The sequence below is a fragment of the Streptomyces sp. NPDC046925 genome (assembly GCF_040644915.1).
Lineage (GTDB): Bacteria > Actinomycetota > Actinomycetes > Streptomycetales > Streptomycetaceae > Streptomyces.
The window spans coordinates 102121-122156 of record NZ_JBEYWZ010000001.1 but is presented as its reverse complement, the minus strand read 5'-3'; the positions used below and the strand labels follow the sequence as shown (position 1 = coordinate 122156).

Genomic DNA, 20036 nt, shown 5'->3' with positions numbered 1-20036 from the left:
AGCGGCTGCATTTCCGACGGCTGGCCAGAATCCATGGATACTTTTGGCCAAAGGTGATGCGTGACCAAAGGCGGCGGGGAACGGCGAAAGCCCCGGCTCGCGATGAGCCGGGGCTTTCGGTGAATCAGGTGCGCGTCGCGCGAACCGCCGTGGGTCAGACGTTGACGCCGTGCGAGCGGAGGTACGAGACCGGGTCGATGTCCGTGCCGTAGTCCTCGCCGGTGCGGGCCTCGAAGTGCAGGTGCGGGCCGCTGGAGTTGCCGGTGGAGCCCGAGAGGCCTATCTGCTGGCCCGGCGTGACCGCCTGGCCGACGGTGACACCGAGGGACGACATGTGGCCGTACTGGGTGTACGTGCCGTCGTTCATCTTGATGACCACGTTGTTGCCGTAGGCGCCGCCCCAGCCGGCCTCGACGACGGTGCCGGAGCCGACCGCGTGGACCGAGGTACCGGACGCGGCGTGGAAGTCGACGCCGGTGTGGCTGCCGGAGGACCACATGGCGCCGCCGGTCTGGTAGCCCGTGGAGACGTACGAGCCGGAGATCGGGGAGACGTAGGTGTTCAGGCGCTTGCGCTCGGCCTCGCGGGCGGCGCGCTCCTTGGCCTCGCGCTCCTTCTTGGCCTTGGCCTTCGCCTCGGCCTCGGCCTTGCGCTTGGCCTCCTCGGCCTTCTTCTTGGCGGCCTCTTCGGCCTTCTTGGCGGCCGCGGCGGCGTCGGCGGCCTCCTGCTGCGCGGTGGCCTGCGCGTCGATGCTCGCGGCGAGCGAGTCGCCGACGGAGACAGCCTGGGTGAGGCCGGTGTGCTCGAGAGCCACCGCGTCGTCGGCGGCGAGCGCCGGAGCGGCCAGGCCTCCGATGACACCGGTGGTGGTCAGTGCGGCGACGCCCGCCACATTCGCGGTCGTGCGCGTGAGGCGGCTCGGGCGACGGTGCTTCCCGGTGGCACGGGTGAACGCCATGAAGCGGCTGGTCCTTTCCTTCCCTCTCGCCTACCGGGTTAGCTGACGGGTTCGGAGCAGGAAGGTCTCCTACGAGTCCCTCGCCTCACGGCAAGGTTCCCGATTCACCCCAAGGGGACATGTGGGTCCCCGGCTCCCCTGGCTCGCGCCGTACGGGGACTCGGCGATGACTGTCCGGTGCCGCGGGTGCGGCGTACTGCATGACGAACAGCCGGACCAGACGCTAAGCGTGGCGTCTTTCAAACGACAAACGGATCAGAGCTTTTGTAGCGCACGCCACAGGGCAGACACGTAACCTCCATACCAATTCGGACAAATGAGGACCCCGGTGGCCAATTCCAGCCACCGGGGTCCCGATATGTCCTGACTGTCACTCAGGCTGTCACCGTGCTCAGCCGGTGACGACACTCACTTCGCCGATGCCGAGCGCCCTGACGGGCTCCTCGATCTGCGAGGCGTCACCGACGAGCACCGTCACGAGCCGGTCCACGGGGAAGGCGCTCACCACGGCGGCGGTGGCCTCCACGGTGCCGGTCGCGGCCAACTGGCGGTACAGCTGCGCCTGGAAGTCGTCGGGCAGGTGCTGCTCGACCTGGTCGGCGAGGGTGGCCGCCACGGAGGCCGCCATCTCGTACTTGAGCGGGGCCACGCCCACCAGGTTCTGCACGGCGACGTCACGCTCGGCGTCCGTGAGGCCCTCGGCGGCGAGGGTGCGCAGGACCTTCCACAGGTCGTCGAGCGCCGGTCCCGTGGACTCGGTGTCCACGGAGCCGCTGATGGCCAGCATCGCTGCGCCCGTGCCGTCCGGAGCCGAACGCAGGACCTGGGCGAACGACCGTACGCCGTAGGTGTATCCCTTCTCCTCGCGCAGGACGCGGTCCAGGCGCGAGGTGAGGGTGCCGCCGAGGCAGTACGTGCCGAGCACCTGGGCGGGCCAGACGCGGTCGTGCCTGTCCGGTCCCACGCGTCCGATGAGCAGCTGCGTCTGGACGGCGCCGGGGCGGTCGACGATCACGACACGCCCGGTGTCGTCGGCGGTCACCGGCGGCACCGGACGCGGCTGCGCCGTGCCGCCGGTCCAGGAGCCGATGGTGTCGGCGAGGACGGCGTCCAGGTCGGTGCCGGTGAGGTCGCCCACGACGACGGCGGTCGCCGTGGCGGGCCGCACGTGCTTCTCGTAGAAGGCGCGCACCGCGGCCGAGTCGATGGCCGTGACCGTCTCCTCGGTGCCCTGGCGGGGCCGCGACATGCGCGACGTGGCCGGGAACAGCTGCCGGGAGAGCTCCTTGGCGGCGCGGCGCGCCGGGTTGGCGGCCTCGTGCGGGATCTCGTCCAGGCGGTTGCGTACGAGGCGTTCGATCTCGCTGTCCGCGAAGGCGGGGGCGCGCAGGGCGTCGGAGAGCAGGCCGAGCGCCTTCGGGAGGCGGGAGACCGGGACCTCCAGGGAGACCCGGACGCCGGGGTGGTCGGCGTGCGCGTCCATGGTGGCGCCGCAGCGGTCGAGTTCGGCGGCGAAGTCCTCGGCGGAGTGCTTGTCGGTGCCTTCGTTGAAGGCCCTCGCCATGATCGTGGCGACGCCGTCGAGGCCCGCGGGCTCGGCTTCGAGCGGCGCCTCCAGGTGGATCTCCACGGCGACGACCTGCTGGCCGGGGCGGTGGCAGCGCAGCACGGTGAGGCCGTTGTCCAGGGTGGCGCGCTCGGGCGCGGGGAAGGCCCACGGCCTGGCGGCGCCCGCCTGGGGCTGCGGGTGGAACTGCATCGTCGCGGCCTCGGTCACTTCGCCGCCTCCTCGTCGTCCTCGTCGGTGGCTTCGGGGCCCGCTGTGCCCTCTACGGGCTCGTACACGAGCACCGCCCGGTTGTCGGGGCGCAGGCGGGCGGCGGCGGCCTCACGGACCTCTTCCGCCGTGACGTCGAGGACGCGCTCGACGGCGGTCAGGGCGAGCTGCGGGTCGCCGAACAGGACGGCGTACCGGCACAGTTCGTCCGCGCGGCCCGCGACCGTGCCCAGACGGTCCAGCCACTCGCGCTCCAGCTGTGCCTGGGCGCGCTCCATCTCCTCGGCGGTGGGGCCCTCTTCCGCGAAGCGGGCGAGCTCCTCGTCGACGGCGGCCTCGATGACGGGCACCTCGACGTCGCCGGACGTCTTCACGTCGAGCCAGCCGAGCGAGGGCGCGCCGGCGAGCCGAAGCAGGCCGAAACCGGCCGCCACCGCGGTGCGGTCGCGGCGCACGAGGCGGTTGTAGAGCCGCGAGGACTCGCCGCTGCCGAGGACCGTGAGCGCCAGGTCGGCCGCGTCGCACGCGCGCGTGCCGTCCTCCGGGAGGCGGTAGGCGGCCATCAGGGCGCGGGCCGGGACCTCCTCCTCGACGACCTCGCGCAGCTCCTTGCCGATGATGTCGGGCAGCGAGCCGTCGCGCGGCGGCTGCTTGCCGTCGTGCGAGGGGATGGACCCGAAGTACCGCTCGACCCAGGCGAGGGTCTGCTCCGGGTCGATGTCGCCGACGACCGAGAGGACGGCGTTGTTGGGCGCGTAGTACGTACGGAAGAAGTTCCGCGCGTCCTCCAGCGTCGCCGCGTCCAGGTCGGCCATGGAGCCGATCGGGGTGTGGTGGTAGGGGTGGCCCTCGGGGTACGAGAGGGCGGTCAGCTTTTCGAACGCCGTGCCGTAGGGAACGTTGTCGTAGCGCTGGCGGCGCTCGTTCTTGACGACGTCGCGCTGGTTCTCCATGGATTCGTCGTCGAGCGCGGAGAGCAGCGAGCCCATCCGGTCGGCTTCGAGCCACAGGGCCAGCTCCAGCTGGTGTGTGGGCATCGTCTCGAAATAGTTGGTGCGTTCGAAGCTCGTGGTCCCGTTGAGCGAACCGCCCGCGCCCTGTACCAGCTCGAAGTGGCCGTTGCCCTGGACCTGCTTCGACCCCTGGAACATGAGGTGCTCGAAGAGGTGCGCGAGGCCCGTACGGCCCTTGACCTCGTGGCGCGAACCGACGTCGTACCAGAGGCAGACCGCGGCGACCGGGGTCAGGTGGTCCTCGGAAAGCACCACGCGCAGGCCGTTGGCCAGCCGGTGCTCGGTCGCTGTCAGGCCGCCGGAGCCGGCCTCGGCTGTGGCCGTGTGACCCATGGGCATGTACGTCCCTTCGATCGCTAAAAGCTGGAATTTCTGCCAGTCCTGACACTGTATGCAAGCGCGCTGACTACCGGCGAAGTTCCCGCTCCGCCCTTGGCGTACTCGTGCCCGAAGTCCGGGTCGTGTTCGGCGTTGTCAGTGGGACAGTCCACAATGGTCGGCGTCAGATCCCGTTGATGGTCGGCGTCAGGTCTTGCTGATGCCCTGGCAGACACCGTGAAGGAGCCGCAGCCGCGATGGCCCGCCGCAGCACGAAGACCCCGCCGCCCGACGAGTCGTTCGAGGAGAAGATCCTCGACATCGACGTCGTCGACGAGATGCAGGGCTCCTTCCTCGAGTACGCGTATTCGGTCATCTACTCGCGCGCCCTGCCGGACGCCCGCGACGGCATGAAGCCGGTGCACCGCCGCATCGTGTACCAGATGAACGAAATGGGCCTGCGCCCCGACCGCGGCTACGTGAAGTGCGCCCGCGTCGTCGGCGAGGTCATGGGTAAGTTGCACCCGCACGGAGACGCGTCGATCTACGACGCCCTGGTGCGCATGGCGCAGCCCTTCTCCATGCGCCTGCCCCTGGTGGACGGGCACGGCAACTTCGGCTCGCTCGGCAACGACGACCCGCCGGCCGCCATGCGGTACACCGAGTGCCGGATGGCCGACGCGACGTCCCTGATGACGGAGTCGATCGAAGAGAACACGGTCGACTTCGAGTCGAACTACGACGGCCAGGAGCAGGAGCCGGTCACCCTCCCGGCGGCCTATCCGAACCTGCTGGTCAACGGCGCGTCGGGCATCGCCGTCGGCATGGCGACGAACATGCCGCCGCACAACCTCGGCGAGGTCATCGCCGCGGCCCGCCATCTGATCAAGCACCCCGGGGCCGACCTGGAGACGCTGATGCGTTTCGTGCCGGGCCCGGACCTGCCCACGGGCGGCCGCATCGTCGGCCTGTCCGGGGTCAAGGACGCGTACGAATCAGGGCGCGGCACCTTCAAGATCCGCGCCACGGTCGCCGTGGAGAACGTGACCGCCCGCCGCAAGGGCCTGGTCGTCACCGAACTGCCCTTCTCCGTAGGACCCGAGAAGGTCATCTCGAAGATCAAGGACCTGGTCGGCTCGAAGAAGCTCCAGGGCATCGCCGACGTCAAGGACCTCACGGACCGCTCGCACGGCCTGCGCCTGGTCATCGAGATCAAGAACGGCTTCGTTCCCGAGGCCATCCTGGAGCAGCTCTACAAACTGACGCCGATGGAGGAGTCCTTCGGCATCAACAACGTCGCCCTGGTGGACGGCCAGCCCCTCACCCTGGGCCTCAAGGAGCTCCTCGAGGTCTATCTCGACCACCGCTTCAACGTCGTGCGGCGCCGCAGCGAGTTCCGCCGCGGCAAGAAGCAGGCCAGGCTGCACCTCGTCGAGGGTCTGCTTGTCGCCCTCGTGGACATCGACGAGGTCATCCGCCTCATCCGCTCCAGCGACAACTCCGCCCAGGCCAAGGAGCGCCTGATGGAGCGCTTCTCGCTGAGCGAGATCCAGACGCAGTACATCCTGGACACGCCGCTGCGCCGCCTGACCAAGTTCGACCGCATCGAGCTGGAGTCCGAGCGCGACAAGCTCAAGGCCGAGATCGACGAGCTGACCCGGATCCTGGAGTCGGACGCGGAGCTGCGCAAGCTGGTCTCCGCCGAACTGGCCGCCGTGGCCAAGAAGTTCGGCACCGACCGGCGCACGGTCCTCCTGGAGTCGGCGAGCACCCCGGCGCCCACGGTCTCGCTTCAGGTGGCGGACGACCCGTGCCGCGTGCTCCTCTCCTCGACCGGCCTCCTGGCCCGTACGGCCAACGGCGAGCCCTTCGCGGAGAACGACACCAAGCGCGTCAAGCACGACGTGATCATCTCCGCCGTTCCCGCCACCGCGCGGGGCGAGGTGGGCGCGGTGACCTCCGAGGGACGCCTGCTCCGCCTCTCCGTGGTGGACCTCCCGCAGCTTCCGGAGACGGCGGCTGCGCCCAACCTCTCCGGAGGCGCGCCGATCGCGGAGCTGCTCACCCTGGAGCCGGACGAGAGCCTGATCTGCCTGATGACCCTGGACGAGTCCTCACCGGGTCTCGCCCTCGGCACCGAACAGGGCGTGGTCAAGCGTGTGGTCCCGGACTATCCGTCCCACAAGGAGGAGCTGGAGGTCATCACCCTCAGGGACGGTGACCGGATCGTCGGTGCGGCCGAGCTGCGCACGGGCGAGGAAGACCTGGTCTTCATCACGGACGACGCCCAGCTCCTTCGCTACCAAGCCTCCCAGGTCCGTCCGCAGGGCCGTCCCGCGGGCGGCATGGCGGGCATCAAGCTCGCGGACGGCGTCAAGGTCATCTCCTTCGTCGCGGTGGACCCGGCCGTCGACGCGGTGGTCTTCACGGTGGCGGGCTCCCGGGGCACGCTCGACGACTCGGTGCAGACGACGGCCAAGGTGACGCCGTTCGACCAGTACCCCCGCAAGGGCCGGGCCACGGGCGGCGTTCGCGTCCAGCGCTTCCTGAAGGGCGAGGACTGCCTGAGCTTCGCGTGGGCGGGCCCGACGCCGCCGCTCGCGGCCCAGCGCAGCGGCCTGCCGGCGGAGCTGCCGGAGATCGACCCGCGCCGCGACGGCTCGGGCGTCTCGCTGGCGAAGCCGGTGGCGGCGGTGGCCGGCCCGGCGTAGTCGCCTACTCCACGGGTTCGGGCTCGGCCTCGGGCTCCTGGACGTATCGGAGGACGCCCCACATGCCGTGCTCATCGGCACCGGCCTGTGGGGCGTCCTCACGAGCCGCCCCGAGCTCCTTCTCCAGAGCGGGTACGTCGATGCCCGACCCGATGAGCACGAGCTGGGTCAGACGCGGCTCCCCCGCGGCCCACGGCTCGGGGTAGAAGCGCAGGAACCGTCCCACGGCGTGCACGGCGTACTTGTTGCGCGGGTCGGCGGCGCCGAAATCGACGTACCCCTTGATGCGGTAGAGCCCTTCGGGCCGACTGTCGAGGAAGGCCATGAACGGGCGGGGGCCCATGGGCACTTCGGAGGAGAAGGAGAGGCTCTCGTAGGCGGAGTGCAGGTGGTCGTGGTGCTCGGCCCCGTGCTCGTTGCTGTCCCCGGCCCCATGCTCGTGACCGTCCTCGTGACTGTGCAGGTCGTCGAAGGACAGCTGCCCGACCCGCTCCCCCACGGGCTTGCGGTCGAGGAGCAGCTCCACGTCGACACGCCCGTACGAGGCGGGGACGACGGCCGCGCGGTCGGCGAAGCCGCGCACGACGCCGGTGATGCGTTCCAGCTCCTCGTCGGGGACCCGGTCCGCCTTGTTGACGACGACGAGATCGGCGATCCCCAGATGCCGGTCGACCTCGGGATGTGCCTGCCGCGTCGCATCGAACTCGGCGGCATCGACGACCTCGACGAGCCCTCCGTACACAATGTGCGGATTCTCGCTGGCCAGCACCATCTTCACGAGCTCCTGCGGCTCGGCGAGCCCACTGGCCTCGATGACGATCACGTCGATCCGGGCGGCGGGCCGGGCGAGCTTCTCCAGATACACGTCGAGCTCACTGGCGTCCACGGCGCAGCACAGACAGCCGTTGCCCAGCGAGACGGTGGAGTCACCGAGCTGCCCGGCGACGGACATGGCATCGATTTCGATGGACCCGAAGTCGTTGACGATGGCACCGATTCTGCTGCCGCCGCTGCGGTGGAGCAGATGATTGAGCAGGGTCGTCTTGCCGGACCCCAGAAATCCGGTGATGACGACGACAGGGATCTGCCCCGCACTCGGCCGAGTCAACGCGCGACCCCTTTCACACTGACGCGTGCACCGGCGCGTGGCCGGCTCTCGTACGACGAATGACTTCCGCCCCAGCATACGAGCGCGTAGAAGGGCCGCGAAGTGAACGATTGTTAGCGGCGCAGGCGGGGCACACATTGGGCACGGCGTCGGGACATGCGACCATCGCTGCCTTCCGTGCGCCTCCTCTCCGCCTCCCTGCCGATCAGAGCCGCTCGGCATCCTGGGAGGCGGCAAGCGCGCCGCCCATCGCTCGCCGGTCCTCATCCTGTCGACCCGCATCCGACGACCGGCGGACGGTCGCCGAATCGGGGGTTGACATGGCCACACAGAAATTTGGGGTACGGAGGTTGGGGTCCGCCGCTGTCGCGGGCCTTGCTTTCACCGTCGGGGCTCTGACGGTCCTGACCGCCCAGCAACGCAAGCACGGGGCGCTGCGGCTGCGACTCGCGCGCACGGGACAGTCCGAGCAGGAGCGCAACGCCGCCTTGATCGCGCAGCAACAACTGCAGTTCAACATGCTCAGCAAGGCGATGGACGACCCCGACCTGGCGGCCGTCCTGGACACCTTCGACGTGACGCTCGACGCCCGGACGCTGCGGCAGTACCTCTTCGCGAACGCGGTGTACACCAACACCCTGCTGTTCTGGCGCGTCGGCAACCTCAGCTGGGAAGAGGCGCACGGGCATCTGCGTCTGATCTGCCAGAACCCGGTCTTCCGCAACTACTGGAAGGCCACCCGACCGCACCGGGCCAGCCTGCTCGACACTTCGGACGAGGCCCGCCTGGGCCGAATGGTCGACAAGCTCATACACGATCTGGAGGAAGCGGACACCGACGAATGGTGGGTCGTCGGGGAACCTCCGTACGAATAAGGGAAGTTGGCCCCTTCAGCGACGTCACACGCCGGGATGACCCGGCTTGTCTCGGGCATCTCCAGTCCCTAAGGTGGGCGCGCGCGCACGAATTACCCAATGCGCGGCCCCCCAAACTTCTTAAAGGGATACCGTTGAAAATCGTGCGTCGCATCGGAGTCTCTCCCCAGCAGCGAGGCAGCGCGTCGGGGCAGTCGTGCCCTGATGTGTTCGAGCTCAGCGACGGGAACTTCGCTGTCATCGGGACAGAGGCAACGGCGTCGCTCGAGAAAGAACTTCCGCCGGACGCCTCGCGGGCGGACTACGAACGCATCGTGATCGTGAGCCGCGAGACGCTGGTCCGCGCGAAGGTCGACATCCCTGACGCCTGACGCCTGCCGTCAGTCGGTGGACGTTCGTCGACGGACGTCAGTCGGCGGACGTCGGTCGATGGACGTCATGACGGGCTCGGCCGCTTCGGCGGCCGAGCCCGTTTCGCGTCTCTCCGCCTCCCGGAGGGGCCCTTCGGCCTGCGGGCCCCCGTGGTCCGGATGTCCGCCCCCTGTGGCCTGGAGGCCCTTCAGAGGGCGGCGGGCACCGGCTGGGGTGCCTGCTCGCCCACGTACCGCGCCGCAGGTCGGATGATCTTCGAGTCCCGCGCCTGCTCCAGGATGTTGGCTCCCCAGCCCACCACCCGCGCCGCCGCGAACGTCGGCGTGAACATCTCGCGCGGCAGCCCGCAGAGCTCCATCACGACACCCGCGTAGAACTCCACGTTGGTGTGCAGCTCACGCCCCGGCTTCAGTTCGGCGAGGATCGCCTCGACCTGCCGCTCGACCTCGACCGCGAACTCCACCATGTCGCCGCCGAATTGCCGCGCGATGTCCCGCAGCATGCGTGAACGCGGGTCCTCCGTGCGGTAGACGGGGTGGCCGAAGCCCATGATGCGGTCACCGGCGAGGACCCGCTCGCGGATCCAGCCGTCGATACGGTCGGGGGTGCCGATGGCGTCGAGGGTGTCGAGCGCGCGGCTCGGCGCCCCTCCGTGCAGCGGCCCGGACAACGCGCCCACGGCACCCACCAGGCACGCCGCGACATCCGCACCCGTCGAGGTGATCACCCGGGCCGTGAACGTTGACGCGTTGAATCCGTGATCAATGGTGGAGATCAAGTACCGCTCGATCGCCCGCGCACGTTCGGGGCCTGGCTCCGAACCCGTGAGCATGTAGAGGTAGTTGGCCGCGTACGACAGATCCTCGCGCGGCTCCACGGGGTCGAGCCCCTGGCCGAGCCGGTAGAGCGCCGTGAGCAGCGTCGGCACCACGGCGGACGCGGCGAGGGCGTCCTCGCGGCGCCGGTCCTCGTCGATGTCGTACACCGGGCGGAAGCCCTTGGCCGCGCCGAAGAGCGACAGCGCCGTGCGCAGCCCGGAGAGCGGTCCCGACAGGGCGCTGGCCCGGGCTATGGCGGGGAGCGCCGCGCGTACGTCGTCGGGCAGCCGGCGCAGGCGCGCGGTCCGCGCGACGAAGGCGGATCGCTGTCCGGCGTCCGGCAGCGTGCCGTGGAACATCAGGTGCCAGACGTCCTCGAAGCTGCGGGTCCGCGCGAGCTCGACGGCCGAGTACTGGCGGTAGTGGTAGAAGCCCTCGTACCCCCTGACGTCCCCGAGCCGGGTCTCGGTCACGACGACGCCCGCAAGACCGCGGGGAACTTCCACGGGTGCGGTGGGGGTGGTGGCGGAGCCATTGATCGGCATGTTCTTCCTCGACTTCCTCCCTGGACTTGATTTGACTGTCCATGCTTGACTGAATACCTGTCAATATTGATTGAATCAATGTCAGGTCAATCTGGATACGGTAACGCCCATGACGGATCGAGAAGTGCCCCGCACGGACGCCGGAACGTCGGGTCACACCACGTCGGAAGCCACCCGCGAGGGCCGGCGTCTGAGCACCCGGGAAGCCGCCGAACTGCTCGGCGTGAAGCCGGAGACCGTGTACGCCTACGTGAGCCGCGGTCAGCTCAGCAGCCGCCGCGGCCCCGGCTCACGCGGCAGCACCTTCGACGCCAAGGAAGTCGAGTCGCTCGCCCGCAGGAACCGCCGGGAGCCCGCGGCCGCCTCCGCGAGCGGCGAGCTCTCCGTGCGCACCCGCATCACGCTCATCGACAAGGACCGCTACTACTACCGCGGCGTCGACGCGACACGACTGGCCCTGGCGCACTCCTACGAAGAGGTCGCCGAGTGGCTGTGGACCGGCGTCATGCGCCCCGGAATCCGCTTCACCGCCCCCAGGGAGACCGCGAGCGCCGCACGCCGTGCCGTCGACGCACTGCCCGAGCACAGCGGCCCCACCGACCGGCTGCGCGTGGCGGCCATCTCGGCGGCCGCGGCCGACCCTCTCCGCTTCGACCTCTCCGAAGAGGCCGTCATCGGCACCGCACGCACCCTCATCCCCACCCTCGTCACCGCTCTCCCCCTGGCGAACCGCACCCACCGGGACGAAGGCCCCCTGGCCCACCGCCTCTGGGCCCGGCTGTCCGGACGGCAGCCGGACGACGACTCGCTGCGTGCCCTGGACACCGCGCTCGCCCTGCTCGTCGACCACGACCTCGCCGCGTCGACGCTCGCCGTCCGCGTCGCCGCATCCGCCCGCGCCCACCCGTACGCGGCGGTCTCCGCGGGCCTCGGCGTCTTGGAGGGCCCTCTGCACGGCGCGGCCAGCGGCCTCGCGCACCGCATGCTCCTGGACGTCCTCGACCGGGGCAGCGCGGCCCCCGTAGTGGCCGACGAACTCCGCGCGGGCCGCCGCGTCCCCGGCCTCGGCCACCGTCTCTACCCCGGCGACGACCCGCGCGCGGAGGCCCTGTTCACCCTCCTGGAGGCCGTCCCCGGAGCGGGCCCCGCCCTGGCCGCGGCCCGCGACGTGGTGGCCACCACGGCCCGCCACACCGACCTGCACGCCAACGTCGACCTGGCCCTCGCCGTCCTGACCGCCTCCTCCGGGATGCCCGCGGAGGCCGGCGAGACGATCTTCGCCGTGGCGCGGACGGCCGGCTGGATCGCGCACGCCCTGGAGGAGTACGAGGAGCGCCCGCTGCGCATGCGCCCCAGCGGGCAGTACGTCGGCCTGCGCCCGCCCCAGCCCATGCCCGCGCCACCCGACGCCGGATGAATCACCGCAGGCCCGGCGCAGGTTAGGCTCACCTCTGTGAGTACGTGCGCCACCGCATCGCGGGATCTGGACGAGCCCCTCGCGGGGACCGCGGCCACCGCCAGGACCTGGCTGCTGCTCGAGCAGCCGGGCCCGTGGGGCGCCAAGGCGCTGACCTCGAGCCACCTGGATCCCGAGGTCGGACGCGCCCTTGAGGCCGCCGCCGAGGGGACCGGCGTCCGCGTCGCGCTCATCCGCCGCCCCGGCCGCCATGCCGACAGCCACACGCCCGCTCTCCGCCGGGTGTACGCGGCCCACACCACTCCCGGCAACACCTGGCTGCGCGGCCACGTCACGGACGAGCCGCGGGAACTGCTCGACCTGGACTTCGCTGCCCTCGGCGCGGGCGATCACGGCGGATTCGGCACCCCGCACACGGGCGACCCGCTCGCCCTCGTCTGCACGAACGGCAAGCGTGACCGCTGCTGCGCCCTGCTGGGCAGGCCCCTGGCCGCGGAGCTCGCCGCGTCCGGTGAACAAGGTGCCTGGGAAGTCACTCATCTGGGTGGCCACCGCTTCTCCCCCACGCTCCTCGTCCTGCCCTACGGCTACGCGTACGGCCGCTCCGGGCAGGCCGCCGTCAAGGAGATCCTCGAAGGGGTGCGCACGGGCCGCGTCGTCACCGGAGGCTGCCGGGGCAATTCCGCCTGGGACCGGCCCGGACAGGCCGCCGAGCTCGCGGTGCGCACCTCGACGGGCGAGGAGGCCGCGGGCACCCTGAGCGTCGTCCGCACGGAGGGCGCGGCCCCGCGCTGGGACGTGACGGTGGCCCACGCCGACGGGCGGAGCTGGCGCGTGACGGTCGCACAGGGTGCTTCGCTGCCGCCGCGGGCGGAGAGCTGCGGGGCGGCACTGGCGACCCCGGCGCGGATGGATGTCGTGGCGGTGCGGCAGGTCGCATACGACGCCGTACGGGAGATCCGCGCCACAGTGACTTCGGAGTAGCCCTCCGGCCGCCGTACCGTTCGTACACATGAGCCCGACCTCCCCCGCCAGACGACTGCGCCTCGGCCTGCCGCGACGCGTCTTCTCGCAGGTGCTGCTGATGCAGCTGGCGATCGCCGCCGGGGTCGCCGTGCTCGCCACGGGACTCTTCCTCGCGCCGCTCAGTGACCAGCTCGACGACCAGGCGATGCGCCGCGCGCTCGCCATCGCGCAGACGACGGCGGCCCAGCCGCAGATCGCCGATGACCTGAAGCGTTCGAAGCCGGCGGTCGACGGGCCCGTGCAGGCGGAAGCCGAACGCATCCGGCGCGCCAGTGGCGCCGAGTACGTCGTGATCATGAACAAGGACGGCATTCGCTGGTCCCACACCGACCACGACCAGATCGGCCAGGTCGTCTCGACCGACCCCAGCGACGCGCTCGCGGGCGACGAGGTCATGGAGATCGACGACGGCACCCTGGGCCGTTCGGCGCGCGGCAAGGTGCCGCTGCGGGACATCGACGGGGACATCGTGGGCGCCGTCTCCGTGGGCATCGAGTACGACAGCGTCCGCGCCCGCCTGGTCCACGCGATCCCCGGTCTCTTCGCGTACGCGGGCGGGGCCCTCGCCGTCGGCGCGCTCGCCGCCTATCTGATCTCACGCAGAGTCCAGCGGCAGACCCGTGACCTGGCCTTCTCCGATATCTCGGCGCTCCTCGCGGAGCGCGAGGCCATGCTGCACAGCATCCGCGAAGGCGTCGTCGCACTGGATCGCGCCGGCCGGATCCGCCTGCTCAACGACGAGGCGCAGCGGCTTCTCGGCCTCGGCGCGGATGCCATCGGGCAACCGCTGGACACCGCGCTCGGTCCGGGCCGTACGACGGACGTGCTCGCCGGACGGGTCACGGGCACCGACCTCCTGACCGTCCGCGGCCAGCGCGTACTGATCGCCAACCGCATGCCCACGGACGACGGGGGCGCCGTCGCCACCCTGCGTGACCGCACCGAACTGGAGCAGCTGGGCCGCGAACTGGACTCCACCCGCGGTCTCATCGACGCGCTGCGCGCCCAGGACCACGAACACGCCAACCGCATGCACACGCTGCTCGGCCTGCTCGAACTGGAGATGTACGAGGAGGCCGCGGAGTTCGTGGGCGAGGTGGCGGGCGCGCACCGGGTGACCGCCGAGCAGATCACGGAGAAGATCGGCGATCCGCTGCTCGCCGCGCTCCTGGTCGGCAAGGCCACGGTCGCCGCGGAGCGCGGGGTCGTCCTCTCCGTGCCGCGCGACACCGCGCTGCCCGACCGTCTCATCGATCCGGGCGGTCTGGTCACCATCGTGGGCAATCTCGTCGACAACGCGCTCGACGCGGCCGCGGGCACCGCCCACGCGCGCGTGGAGGTCGATGTGCGCACAGAGGGACGCGCCGTCGTCCTTCAGGTGCGCGACACGGGACCCGGCGTACCGTCCGACCAGCGCGAGACGATCTTCACCGAGGGATGGTCCACCAAGGAGCCTCCGGCGCACGGCAAGCGCGGCATCGGGCTCGCCCTGGTGCGCAGGCTCGCCGAGCGGCAGGGCGGCAGCGCGCGGGCCGGCGCCGCGCCCGACGGTGGTGCCGAGTTCACCGTCGTCCTGCCCGAAGCGCTCGCACAGTCCGAACTGGCCCCCACGGAGGAGGCACGATGATCGAGGTGCTCGTCGTGGACGACGACGTCCGGGTGGCGGACGTCAACGCCGCCTACGTGGCGAAGGTGCCCGGCTTCCGGGTGGCCGCGAAGGCCCACAGCGCCGCCGAGGCGCTGCGGCTCGTCGATGAAATCCCCGTCGACCTGGTGCTCCTGGACCACTATCTGCCGGACGAGACGGGCCTCGCGGTGGTCCGCACGCTGCGGGAGCGCGGCCATCAGACCGACGTGATCATGGTGACCGCGGCGCGCGATGTCGCCACCGTCCAGGCCGCGATGCGGCACGGCGCCCTGCAGTACCTGGTCAAGCCGTTCTCCTACGCGGGACTTCGCGCCAAGCTCGACGCGTACGCCACCTTGCGCCGCACCCTGGACGGCGGGGGCGAGGCCGAGCAGGCCGAGGTGGACCGGATCTTCGGCGCCCTCTCGGCGACTCCGGCGCCGGAGCTGCCCAAAGGGCACTCGCCCACCACGGCCGAGCTGGTGCGCAGGGCCCTGATGGGCGCCGAAGGGCCGCTGTCCGCCCAGGAACTCGCGGACCGCACCCGGCTGAGCCGGCAGACGGCCCAGCGCTATCTGAAGCTCCTGGAGCGCTCGGGGCGGGTCCGGCTCAGTCTCAAGTACGGCGACACGGGCCGCCCGGAACACCGCTACGAATGGGCCCCGAGCGCTTCGTAGGCGGGTGTTACGTAGGGGGGCGTTACGTAGCCGGACGCTACGTAGGCGGGCGTTACGCGGCTCCCGCCCCGGTGAGCGCCCGCACCTCGGTCTCCGCGTGCTTGGCCTCGTCCGCGGGCTCCGGCGAGGTGACGGTGCCGAGCCATCCGGCGAGGAAGCCCAGCGGGATGGAGACGAGCCCCGGGTTCTCCAGCGGGAAGTACTGGAAGTCCACCCCGGGGAAGAGCGAACTCGGCCCTCCCGAGACCACGGGCGAGAGCACGACGAGCACCAGGGAGGGCACCAGGCCGCCGTAGACCGACCAGACCGCTCCCCGCGTGGTGAAGTTCCGCCAGAACAGCGAGTAGAGCAGCACGGGCAGATTCGCGGACGCGGCGACCGCGAAGGCGAGACCCACCAGGAACGCCACGTTGAGGTCGCGCGCGAGCAGCCCCAGGCCGATCGCCACCACCCCGACCCCCGCAGCGGCCAGACGCGCCACCGCCACCTCGCTGCGCGGCTTCGCCCGCTTGCGCCGCAGCGACGCGTACAGGTCGTGGGCCACGGACGCCGAGGAGGCGAGCGTGATCCCGGCGACGACGGCGAGGATCGTGGCGAAGGCGATCGCGGCGACGACGGCGAACAGAACCGTTCCGCCTGTGGAATCCGCGCCGCCCCCGAGATCGAGCGCGAGCAGCGGAACCGCCGTGTTGCCCGCGGCGTTCGATCCCCGCACGGCATCGGTACCCACGATGGCGGCGGCACCGAAACCAAGGACGATCGTCATCAGGTAGAAGCTGCCGATGAGGCCGATGGACCAGACGACGGAACGGCGGGCGGCGCGGGCGGTCGGCACCGTGTAGAAGCGGGAGAGGATGTGCGGGAGACCGGCCGTGCCGAGGACGAGCGCGAGCCCGAGGCTGATGAAGTCCAGGCGCGACGTCCAGTCGCCGCCGTACTTCAGGCCGGGCGCGAGGAACTGGCTGCCGTGCCCGCTGCGGTCGGCCGCGGTCCGCAACAACTGGTCGAAGTCGCCGTGGAAACGCACCAGAACGAGCACGGTCAGCGTGATCGCGCCGCACATCAGCAGGACCGCCTTGACGATCTGGATCCAGGTGGTGGCCCGCATCCCTCCCAACGACACATAGACGACCATCAGCGCGCCGACGCCGATCACCGTCCAGGCCTGCGCCGCCCCGCTCGTCCCGCCGAGCAGCAGCGCGACCAGTGAGCCCGCCCCCACCATCTGCGCCACCAGATAGAGAACGGACACGGTCACGGAGGAAGTTCCCGCCGCGATGCGCACGGGCCGCTCCCGCATCCGGGCGGCGACGACATCGGCGAGCGTGAACCGGCCGCAGTTGCGCACCAGTTCGGCCACCAGGAACAGCACGACCAGCCAGGCGACGAGGAAGCCCACCGAGTAGAGCAGCCCGTCGTACCCGAAGAGGGCGATCAGTCCGGAGATGCCGAGGAAAGAGGCGGCCGACATGTAGTCGCCGGCGATGGCGAAACCGTTCTCCATGGGCGAGAAGAGCCGCCCGCCCGCATAGAACTCCTCCGCCGAGCCGTGCCGGTTGCGGCTCACCCACGTCGTGATGCCGAGGGTGACGGCCACGAACACGCCGAACAGCAGCAGCGCGAGCGTCTGGTGGTCCCCCGTCATCGCTCGCTCCCCCGGACCGGCTCCTGCACGCCCCACGCGCCGGGTTCCCGCTGATGATCGTGTACTCGCTGGTCCTGCTCACGCTTCTGCTCGAACACGGCCCAGCGCAGATCGAGCGCCGCGCGATCCCTCCTCAGCCGGGCGTGCCGGGCATACGCCCAGGTCAGCAGGAAGGTCGTGAGGAACTGCCCGAGGCCCGCGACCATCGCCACGTTCACGGATCCGGCGACGGGCCGCGCCATGAGGCCGGGCGCCGTCGTCGCCGTCACGACATACGCGACGTACCAGGTGAAGAAGACGGCCACCCCGGGGATGACGAAGCGCCGGTAGCGGGCGCGCACCTCCTGGAAGGCAGCACTGCGCTGGACCTCCAGGTAGATGTCGGCCGCGCTCGCGCTGCGCTCCGGCGCGGCTCGGGGCGGCACCACGGGCGCCGGCGCACCTGTGCCGTCCAACTCGCCCCAGCCGGAGGCAAGCGCGTCGTACCAGGGATCTCTCGGATCACCGGTCCGCGCCTGCCCCGCATCGCGCCCGTCGTGCTTCTCCACCGAACTCTCCTTGTCCGCAGCCTTGTTCGGCCGCGTGCCCAAGGATGGACAGAACGGGAAGATCCCTGACTCTTCTCTCCCTTCTCTTCACCCCATCAGGTGAAGGACCTCATCAAAGATCCCATTTAGGTCGGCCTGGCGCCCGGCGGCTTGCCCGGCGGCGCGACGAGACCGTGCCCGTAGGCATAACGGACCGCCTGCGCGCGGTCCTTGAGGCCGGTCTTGGCGAAGAGATTGTTGATGTGCGTCTTCACCGTCGCGGTGGAGACATGCATCGCGCGGGCGATCTCCTGGTTCGTCATGCCCTCGGCGATCAGGACGAGCACTTCCGTCTCGCGCGTGGTGAGGCCGTCGGGCGGCTCCACCGGGGGCGCGGGCTGTTCGGGCTCCGAAAGCCGCTCCAGCAGACGCCGCTGGATCCGCGGAGACAGCCCCGCGTCGCCCGAGAGCACGTCCTCGACGGCCCGCACGATCTCGTCCCCGCCCGCGTCCTTGGTGAGATATCCGCGAGCACCCGCTCTCAGCGCGGGGAAGAGCGAGTCGTCGTCGGCGTAGGTCGTGAGGACGACGACCTGTGTCCCCGGATGCTCGGCACGGATACGGCGGGTGGCCTCCGCGCCGTCGACCCGCGGCATACGCAGGTCCATCAGAACGACATCCGGAGCGAGCTCGGCCACGAGCCGCACGGCCTCCTCCCCGTCACCCCCGGAACCGACGACCTCGATACCGGGCAACAGCCCCAGCAGCATCACGATGCCCTCGCGCACCACGGTCTGATCGTCGACCACGACCACCCGCGCCGGCGCCTTGGCGCCGCCGTCCGTCGTCATGTGGGCACCTTCAGCGTCACGTTGAAGCCCTCCTCGCCCGGCCCGGCCGTCAGGGACCCGCCCAGCAGCTCGGCCCGCTCCCGCATTCCGAGCAGACCGTACCCGGCTCCGGACGCCGCGAGTTCACCCGGCGGCCCGCCCGAATCCCGCACGTCCAGCGTCACTTCGCCCTCCCCGTAAGCCAGGCGCACGAACACCTCGGCGCCCGGCGCGTGCTTGCGGACGTTCGTCAGGGCCTCCTGCGCGACGCGCCGCACCGCCTGTGACGCCTCGGCGGGCAGAGCGCGCCGCTCCCCCGTCACGGACACCGAAGCCTTGTCCGAAGCGACCAGATCGTGCAGGAAATCCTCGACCGGTGTCATCTCTCCGCGCAGCGCGGAGAGCGCCTGGCGGGTCTCCGAGAGCCCTTCGCGGGCCATGGAACGCGCCGCCACCACACGCTCCAGTATCTGATCGCGTGTCGCGTCCCCCTCGATCAGAAGTCGCGCCGCCTCCAGGTGGACGAGCTGCGCGGAGAGGCTGTGCGCGAGCACGTCGTGGATCTCCCGGGCGATGCGGGCCCGCTCGGCCAGCGCGGCCGTCTCGGCCTCCGCGGCGCGGGCGGCCCGTTCCTGGGCGAGGAGCCGCTGGGCGTTGCCCCGTGCGTCGGCATCGAGCCGCAGGGTGTATCCGGCAAGCGCGAGCCCGACGACGATGAGGCCCGTGACCAGCCAGTTGTCGTTGTTGTGGACGGCGAATCCGATCATCGCCACCGGCACACAGACCGCGGCCGCGACGAGCGGCAGCCGCTCCAGGGCCAGGACCCCCGTGCCGCACCAGAGGACGAGCGCCAGCGCCTTCCAGTCGCCCGCCTGCGCGGCGTATCCGGCCCCCGTCAGCAGGAGCAGCAGGGTGACCGAGGGCCACAACCGCCGGTCGAAGGAGGTGCGCAGGAAGGCCACGGCGAGCCCGCAGGAGAGCACGACCAGGCCGATCCCGGCCGCAAGAAGCCAGCCCCTGTCGTGCCGGAACGCGTTCCACAGCAGGACGCAGGCGACCACCACCCTCAGGACCCTGACGAACCACAGTCGGGCGACGCTCTGCCCTCCCTGGCTGAACGCTTCCCGTGAGGGCCATCTCATCCACCGGTCCGCGATCACACGGGGTCCTTCCGCATCGGCTCGTACGCCGCGTCCGCAACACCGTACGCCGGGCGGAACAGGCCGGCCCGCTGCGCCAGCATGCCGCTGCGCACCAGGAGCGTGGCCGCGAGGGCCAGCATCAGAGCGGCGCTGCCCTGTCGCACCCCGAACAGCGCGCCGATGCCGAACAGACCGAGCCGCAGCCCTATCCCGACGGCCCAGACGATGGCGGTGGCCCTGGTCCCCTTGCCCCACACGGCACCGTCCGGTGCCGTCCACACATGGGTGGTCCGTGCCCAGCCGAAGCCCATGGCCAGAGCGACCAGCAGCTCCGCGCCGAGCAGAACGGCGGCCGCCGCCCGGTGATGCGGATCCAGCAGGTCCGGCTCGCGCACGGCCATGAAGACCAGCACGGCAGGTATGACCCACCAGCGCCTGTCCGTGGTGATCTCCTGCGCCTTGAACTGGCGCACGATCACCAGCACGACGACGGCGCAGATCACCAGAACATTGGTGAGCCCAGACATGACGGCCTCCGTATGGCGAAGAAGTGCGGAGCCGATCCGGGGAGGATCGACGCCTTCGACGCTACGGAAATGGCCTGGTCAAGGCATCGGAGCAGGGGTGGAACGTGGGTGGAGCCGTCGGCT

Annotated in this window: 17 protein-coding genes and 1 riboswitch; of the genes, 7 read left to right on the top strand and 10 right to left on the bottom strand. The window is 70.7% G+C overall.

Annotated elements, in window-relative coordinates:
• Positions 1–154 precede the first annotated feature (154 nt).
• The 3 genes from ABZ906_RS00480 to ABZ906_RS00470 form a co-directional block, all read right to left on the bottom strand.
• A complete protein-coding gene (locus ABZ906_RS00480; RefSeq protein ID WP_361375675.1) occupies positions 155–958 on the bottom strand; it encodes a M23 family metallopeptidase in 804 nt (267 codons plus the stop codon).
• A gap of 12 nt (positions 959–970) precedes the next feature.
• A riboswitch (cyclic di-AMP (ydaO/yuaA leader) is annotated at positions 971–1134 on the bottom strand.
• Between the two features lie 215 nt (positions 1135–1349).
• Positions 1350–2735 (bottom strand): pitrilysin family protein, encoded by a 1386-nt coding sequence (locus tag ABZ906_RS00475; protein WP_361197731.1) that lies wholly within the window; start codon positions 2733–2735, stop codon positions 1350–1352.
• A complete protein-coding gene (locus ABZ906_RS00470) occupies positions 2732–4087 on the bottom strand; it encodes a pitrilysin family protein (RefSeq protein ID WP_361375672.1) in 1356 nt (451 codons plus the stop codon). The genes ABZ906_RS00475 and ABZ906_RS00470 overlap by 4 nt, the downstream gene beginning before the upstream one ends.
• A gap of 236 nt (positions 4088–4323) precedes the next feature.
• Here ABZ906_RS00470 and ABZ906_RS00465 point away from each other — a divergent pair, with 236 nt between their 5' ends.
• Positions 4324–6777, top strand: a complete 2454-nt coding sequence (locus ABZ906_RS00465; RefSeq protein WP_361375669.1) for a DNA topoisomerase IV subunit A — start codon at positions 4324–4326, stop codon at positions 6775–6777.
• A gap of 4 nt (positions 6778–6781) precedes the next feature.
• Here the strand turns inward: ABZ906_RS00465 and ABZ906_RS00460 are convergent, their stop codons facing one another.
• Positions 6782–7885 (bottom strand): GTP-binding protein, encoded by a 1104-nt coding sequence (locus tag ABZ906_RS00460; RefSeq protein ID WP_361375667.1) that lies wholly within the window; start codon positions 7883–7885, stop codon positions 6782–6784.
• Between the two features lie 350 nt (positions 7886–8235).
• On the opposite strand from ABZ906_RS00460, the gene ABZ906_RS00455 reads away from it, so the two are divergent.
• Together ABZ906_RS00455 and ABZ906_RS00450 are read left to right on the top strand one after the other, a co-directional pair.
• On the top strand, positions 8236–8760 hold the full coding sequence (locus tag ABZ906_RS00455; RefSeq protein ID WP_361197742.1) for a DUF6082 family protein: 525 nt from the start codon (positions 8236–8238) through the stop codon (positions 8758–8760).
• A gap of 134 nt (positions 8761–8894) precedes the next feature.
• The gene (locus tag ABZ906_RS00450) at positions 8895–9131 is read left to right on the top strand and encodes a hypothetical protein (RefSeq protein ID WP_361197745.1); all 237 of its coding nucleotides are present in this window, start codon (positions 8895–8897) and stop codon (positions 9129–9131) included.
• A 188-nt stretch (positions 9132–9319) separates the two neighbouring features.
• Here the strand turns inward: ABZ906_RS00450 and ABZ906_RS00445 are convergent, their stop codons facing one another.
• Entirely contained in the window at positions 9320–10495 is a 1176-nt protein-coding gene (locus tag ABZ906_RS00445; protein ID WP_361375664.1) for a citrate synthase/methylcitrate synthase, read from the bottom strand.
• Positions 10496–10604: 109 nt separating this feature from the next.
• On the opposite strand from ABZ906_RS00445, the gene ABZ906_RS00440 reads away from it, so the two are divergent.
• From ABZ906_RS00440 to ABZ906_RS00425, 4 genes are read left to right on the top strand one after another with little or no spacing between them, the layout of a single operon-like run.
• Positions 10605–11912, top strand: a complete 1308-nt coding sequence (locus ABZ906_RS00440) for a citrate synthase family protein (RefSeq protein ID WP_361375661.1) — start codon at positions 10605–10607, stop codon at positions 11910–11912.
• A gap of 36 nt (positions 11913–11948) precedes the next feature.
• Positions 11949–12896, top strand: a complete 948-nt coding sequence (locus ABZ906_RS00435) for a sucrase ferredoxin (protein WP_361375658.1) — start codon at positions 11949–11951, stop codon at positions 12894–12896.
• Between the two features lie 28 nt (positions 12897–12924).
• The gene (locus ABZ906_RS00430) at positions 12925–14565 is read left to right on the top strand and encodes a sensor histidine kinase (RefSeq protein WP_361375655.1); all 1641 of its coding nucleotides are present in this window, start codon (positions 12925–12927) and stop codon (positions 14563–14565) included.
• Complete coding sequence (locus ABZ906_RS00425; RefSeq protein ID WP_361197758.1) at positions 14562–15242, top strand: response regulator; 681 nt, start codon at positions 14562–14564, stop codon at positions 15240–15242. Before ABZ906_RS00430 ends, ABZ906_RS00425 begins: the two co-directional genes overlap by 4 nt.
• 52 nt (positions 15243–15294) lie before the next feature.
• Here ABZ906_RS00425 and ABZ906_RS00420 read toward each other — a convergent pair whose 3' ends face one another.
• The 5 genes from ABZ906_RS00420 to ABZ906_RS00400 all read right to left on the bottom strand — a co-directional run bounded on the left by ABZ906_RS00420 (position 15295) and on the right by ABZ906_RS00400 (position 19913).
• Positions 15295–16887: a cation acetate symporter gene (locus ABZ906_RS00420; RefSeq protein ID WP_361375652.1), complete on the bottom strand. Its 1593-nt coding sequence runs from the start codon at positions 16885–16887 to the stop codon at positions 15295–15297.
• On the bottom strand, positions 16884–17435 hold the full coding sequence (locus ABZ906_RS00415; protein ID WP_361375649.1) for a DUF485 domain-containing protein: 552 nt from the start codon (positions 17433–17435) through the stop codon (positions 16884–16886). The genes ABZ906_RS00420 and ABZ906_RS00415 overlap by 4 nt, the downstream gene beginning before the upstream one ends.
• A 125-nt stretch (positions 17436–17560) precedes the next feature.
• Positions 17561–18265, bottom strand: coding sequence for a response regulator transcription factor (locus ABZ906_RS00410; protein ID WP_361197766.1), 705 nt, complete (start codon positions 18263–18265; stop codon positions 17561–17563).
• Positions 18262–19404 (bottom strand): histidine kinase, encoded by a 1143-nt coding sequence (locus tag ABZ906_RS00405; protein ID WP_361375646.1) that lies wholly within the window; start codon positions 19402–19404, stop codon positions 18262–18264. Before ABZ906_RS00405 ends, ABZ906_RS00410 begins: the two co-directional genes overlap by 4 nt.
• Entirely contained in the window at positions 19401–19913 is a 513-nt protein-coding gene (locus ABZ906_RS00400) for a DUF1453 domain-containing protein (RefSeq protein ID WP_361197772.1), read from the bottom strand. The genes ABZ906_RS00405 and ABZ906_RS00400 overlap by 4 nt, the downstream gene beginning before the upstream one ends.
• Positions 19914–20036: the final 123 nt, after the last annotated feature.

Excerpts from the sequence above, each read along its gene's own strand:
- ABZ906_RS00445 (WP_361375664.1), bottom strand. The coding sequence starts at position 10,495 with ATGCCGATCAATGGCTCCGCCACCACCCCCACCGCACCCGTGGAAGTT.
- ABZ906_RS00400 (WP_361197772.1), bottom strand. The coding sequence starts at position 19,913 with ATGTCTGGGCTCACCAATGTTCTGGTGATCTGCGCCGTCGTCGTGCTG.
- ABZ906_RS00470 (WP_361375672.1), bottom strand. The coding sequence starts at position 4,087 with ATGCCCATGGGTCACACGGCCACAGCCGAGGCCGGCTCCGGCGGCCTG.
- ABZ906_RS00410 (WP_361197766.1), bottom strand. The coding sequence starts at position 18,265 with ATGACGACGGACGGCGGCGCCAAGGCGCCGGCGCGGGTGGTCGTGGTC.
- ABZ906_RS00440 (WP_361375661.1), top strand. The coding sequence starts at position 10,605 with ATGACGGATCGAGAAGTGCCCCGCACGGACGCCGGAACGTCGGGTCAC.
- ABZ906_RS00430 (WP_361375655.1), top strand. The coding sequence starts at position 12,925 with ATGAGCCCGACCTCCCCCGCCAGACGACTGCGCCTCGGCCTGCCGCGA.
- ABZ906_RS00425 (WP_361197758.1), top strand. The coding sequence starts at position 14,562 with ATGATCGAGGTGCTCGTCGTGGACGACGACGTCCGGGTGGCGGACGTC.
- ABZ906_RS00420 (WP_361375652.1), bottom strand. The coding sequence starts at position 16,887 with ATGACGGGGGACCACCAGACGCTCGCGCTGCTGCTGTTCGGCGTGTTC.
- ABZ906_RS00465 (WP_361375669.1), top strand. The coding sequence starts at position 4,324 with ATGGCCCGCCGCAGCACGAAGACCCCGCCGCCCGACGAGTCGTTCGAG.
- ABZ906_RS00480 (WP_361375675.1), bottom strand. The coding sequence starts at position 958 with ATGGCGTTCACCCGTGCCACCGGGAAGCACCGTCGCCCGAGCCGCCTC.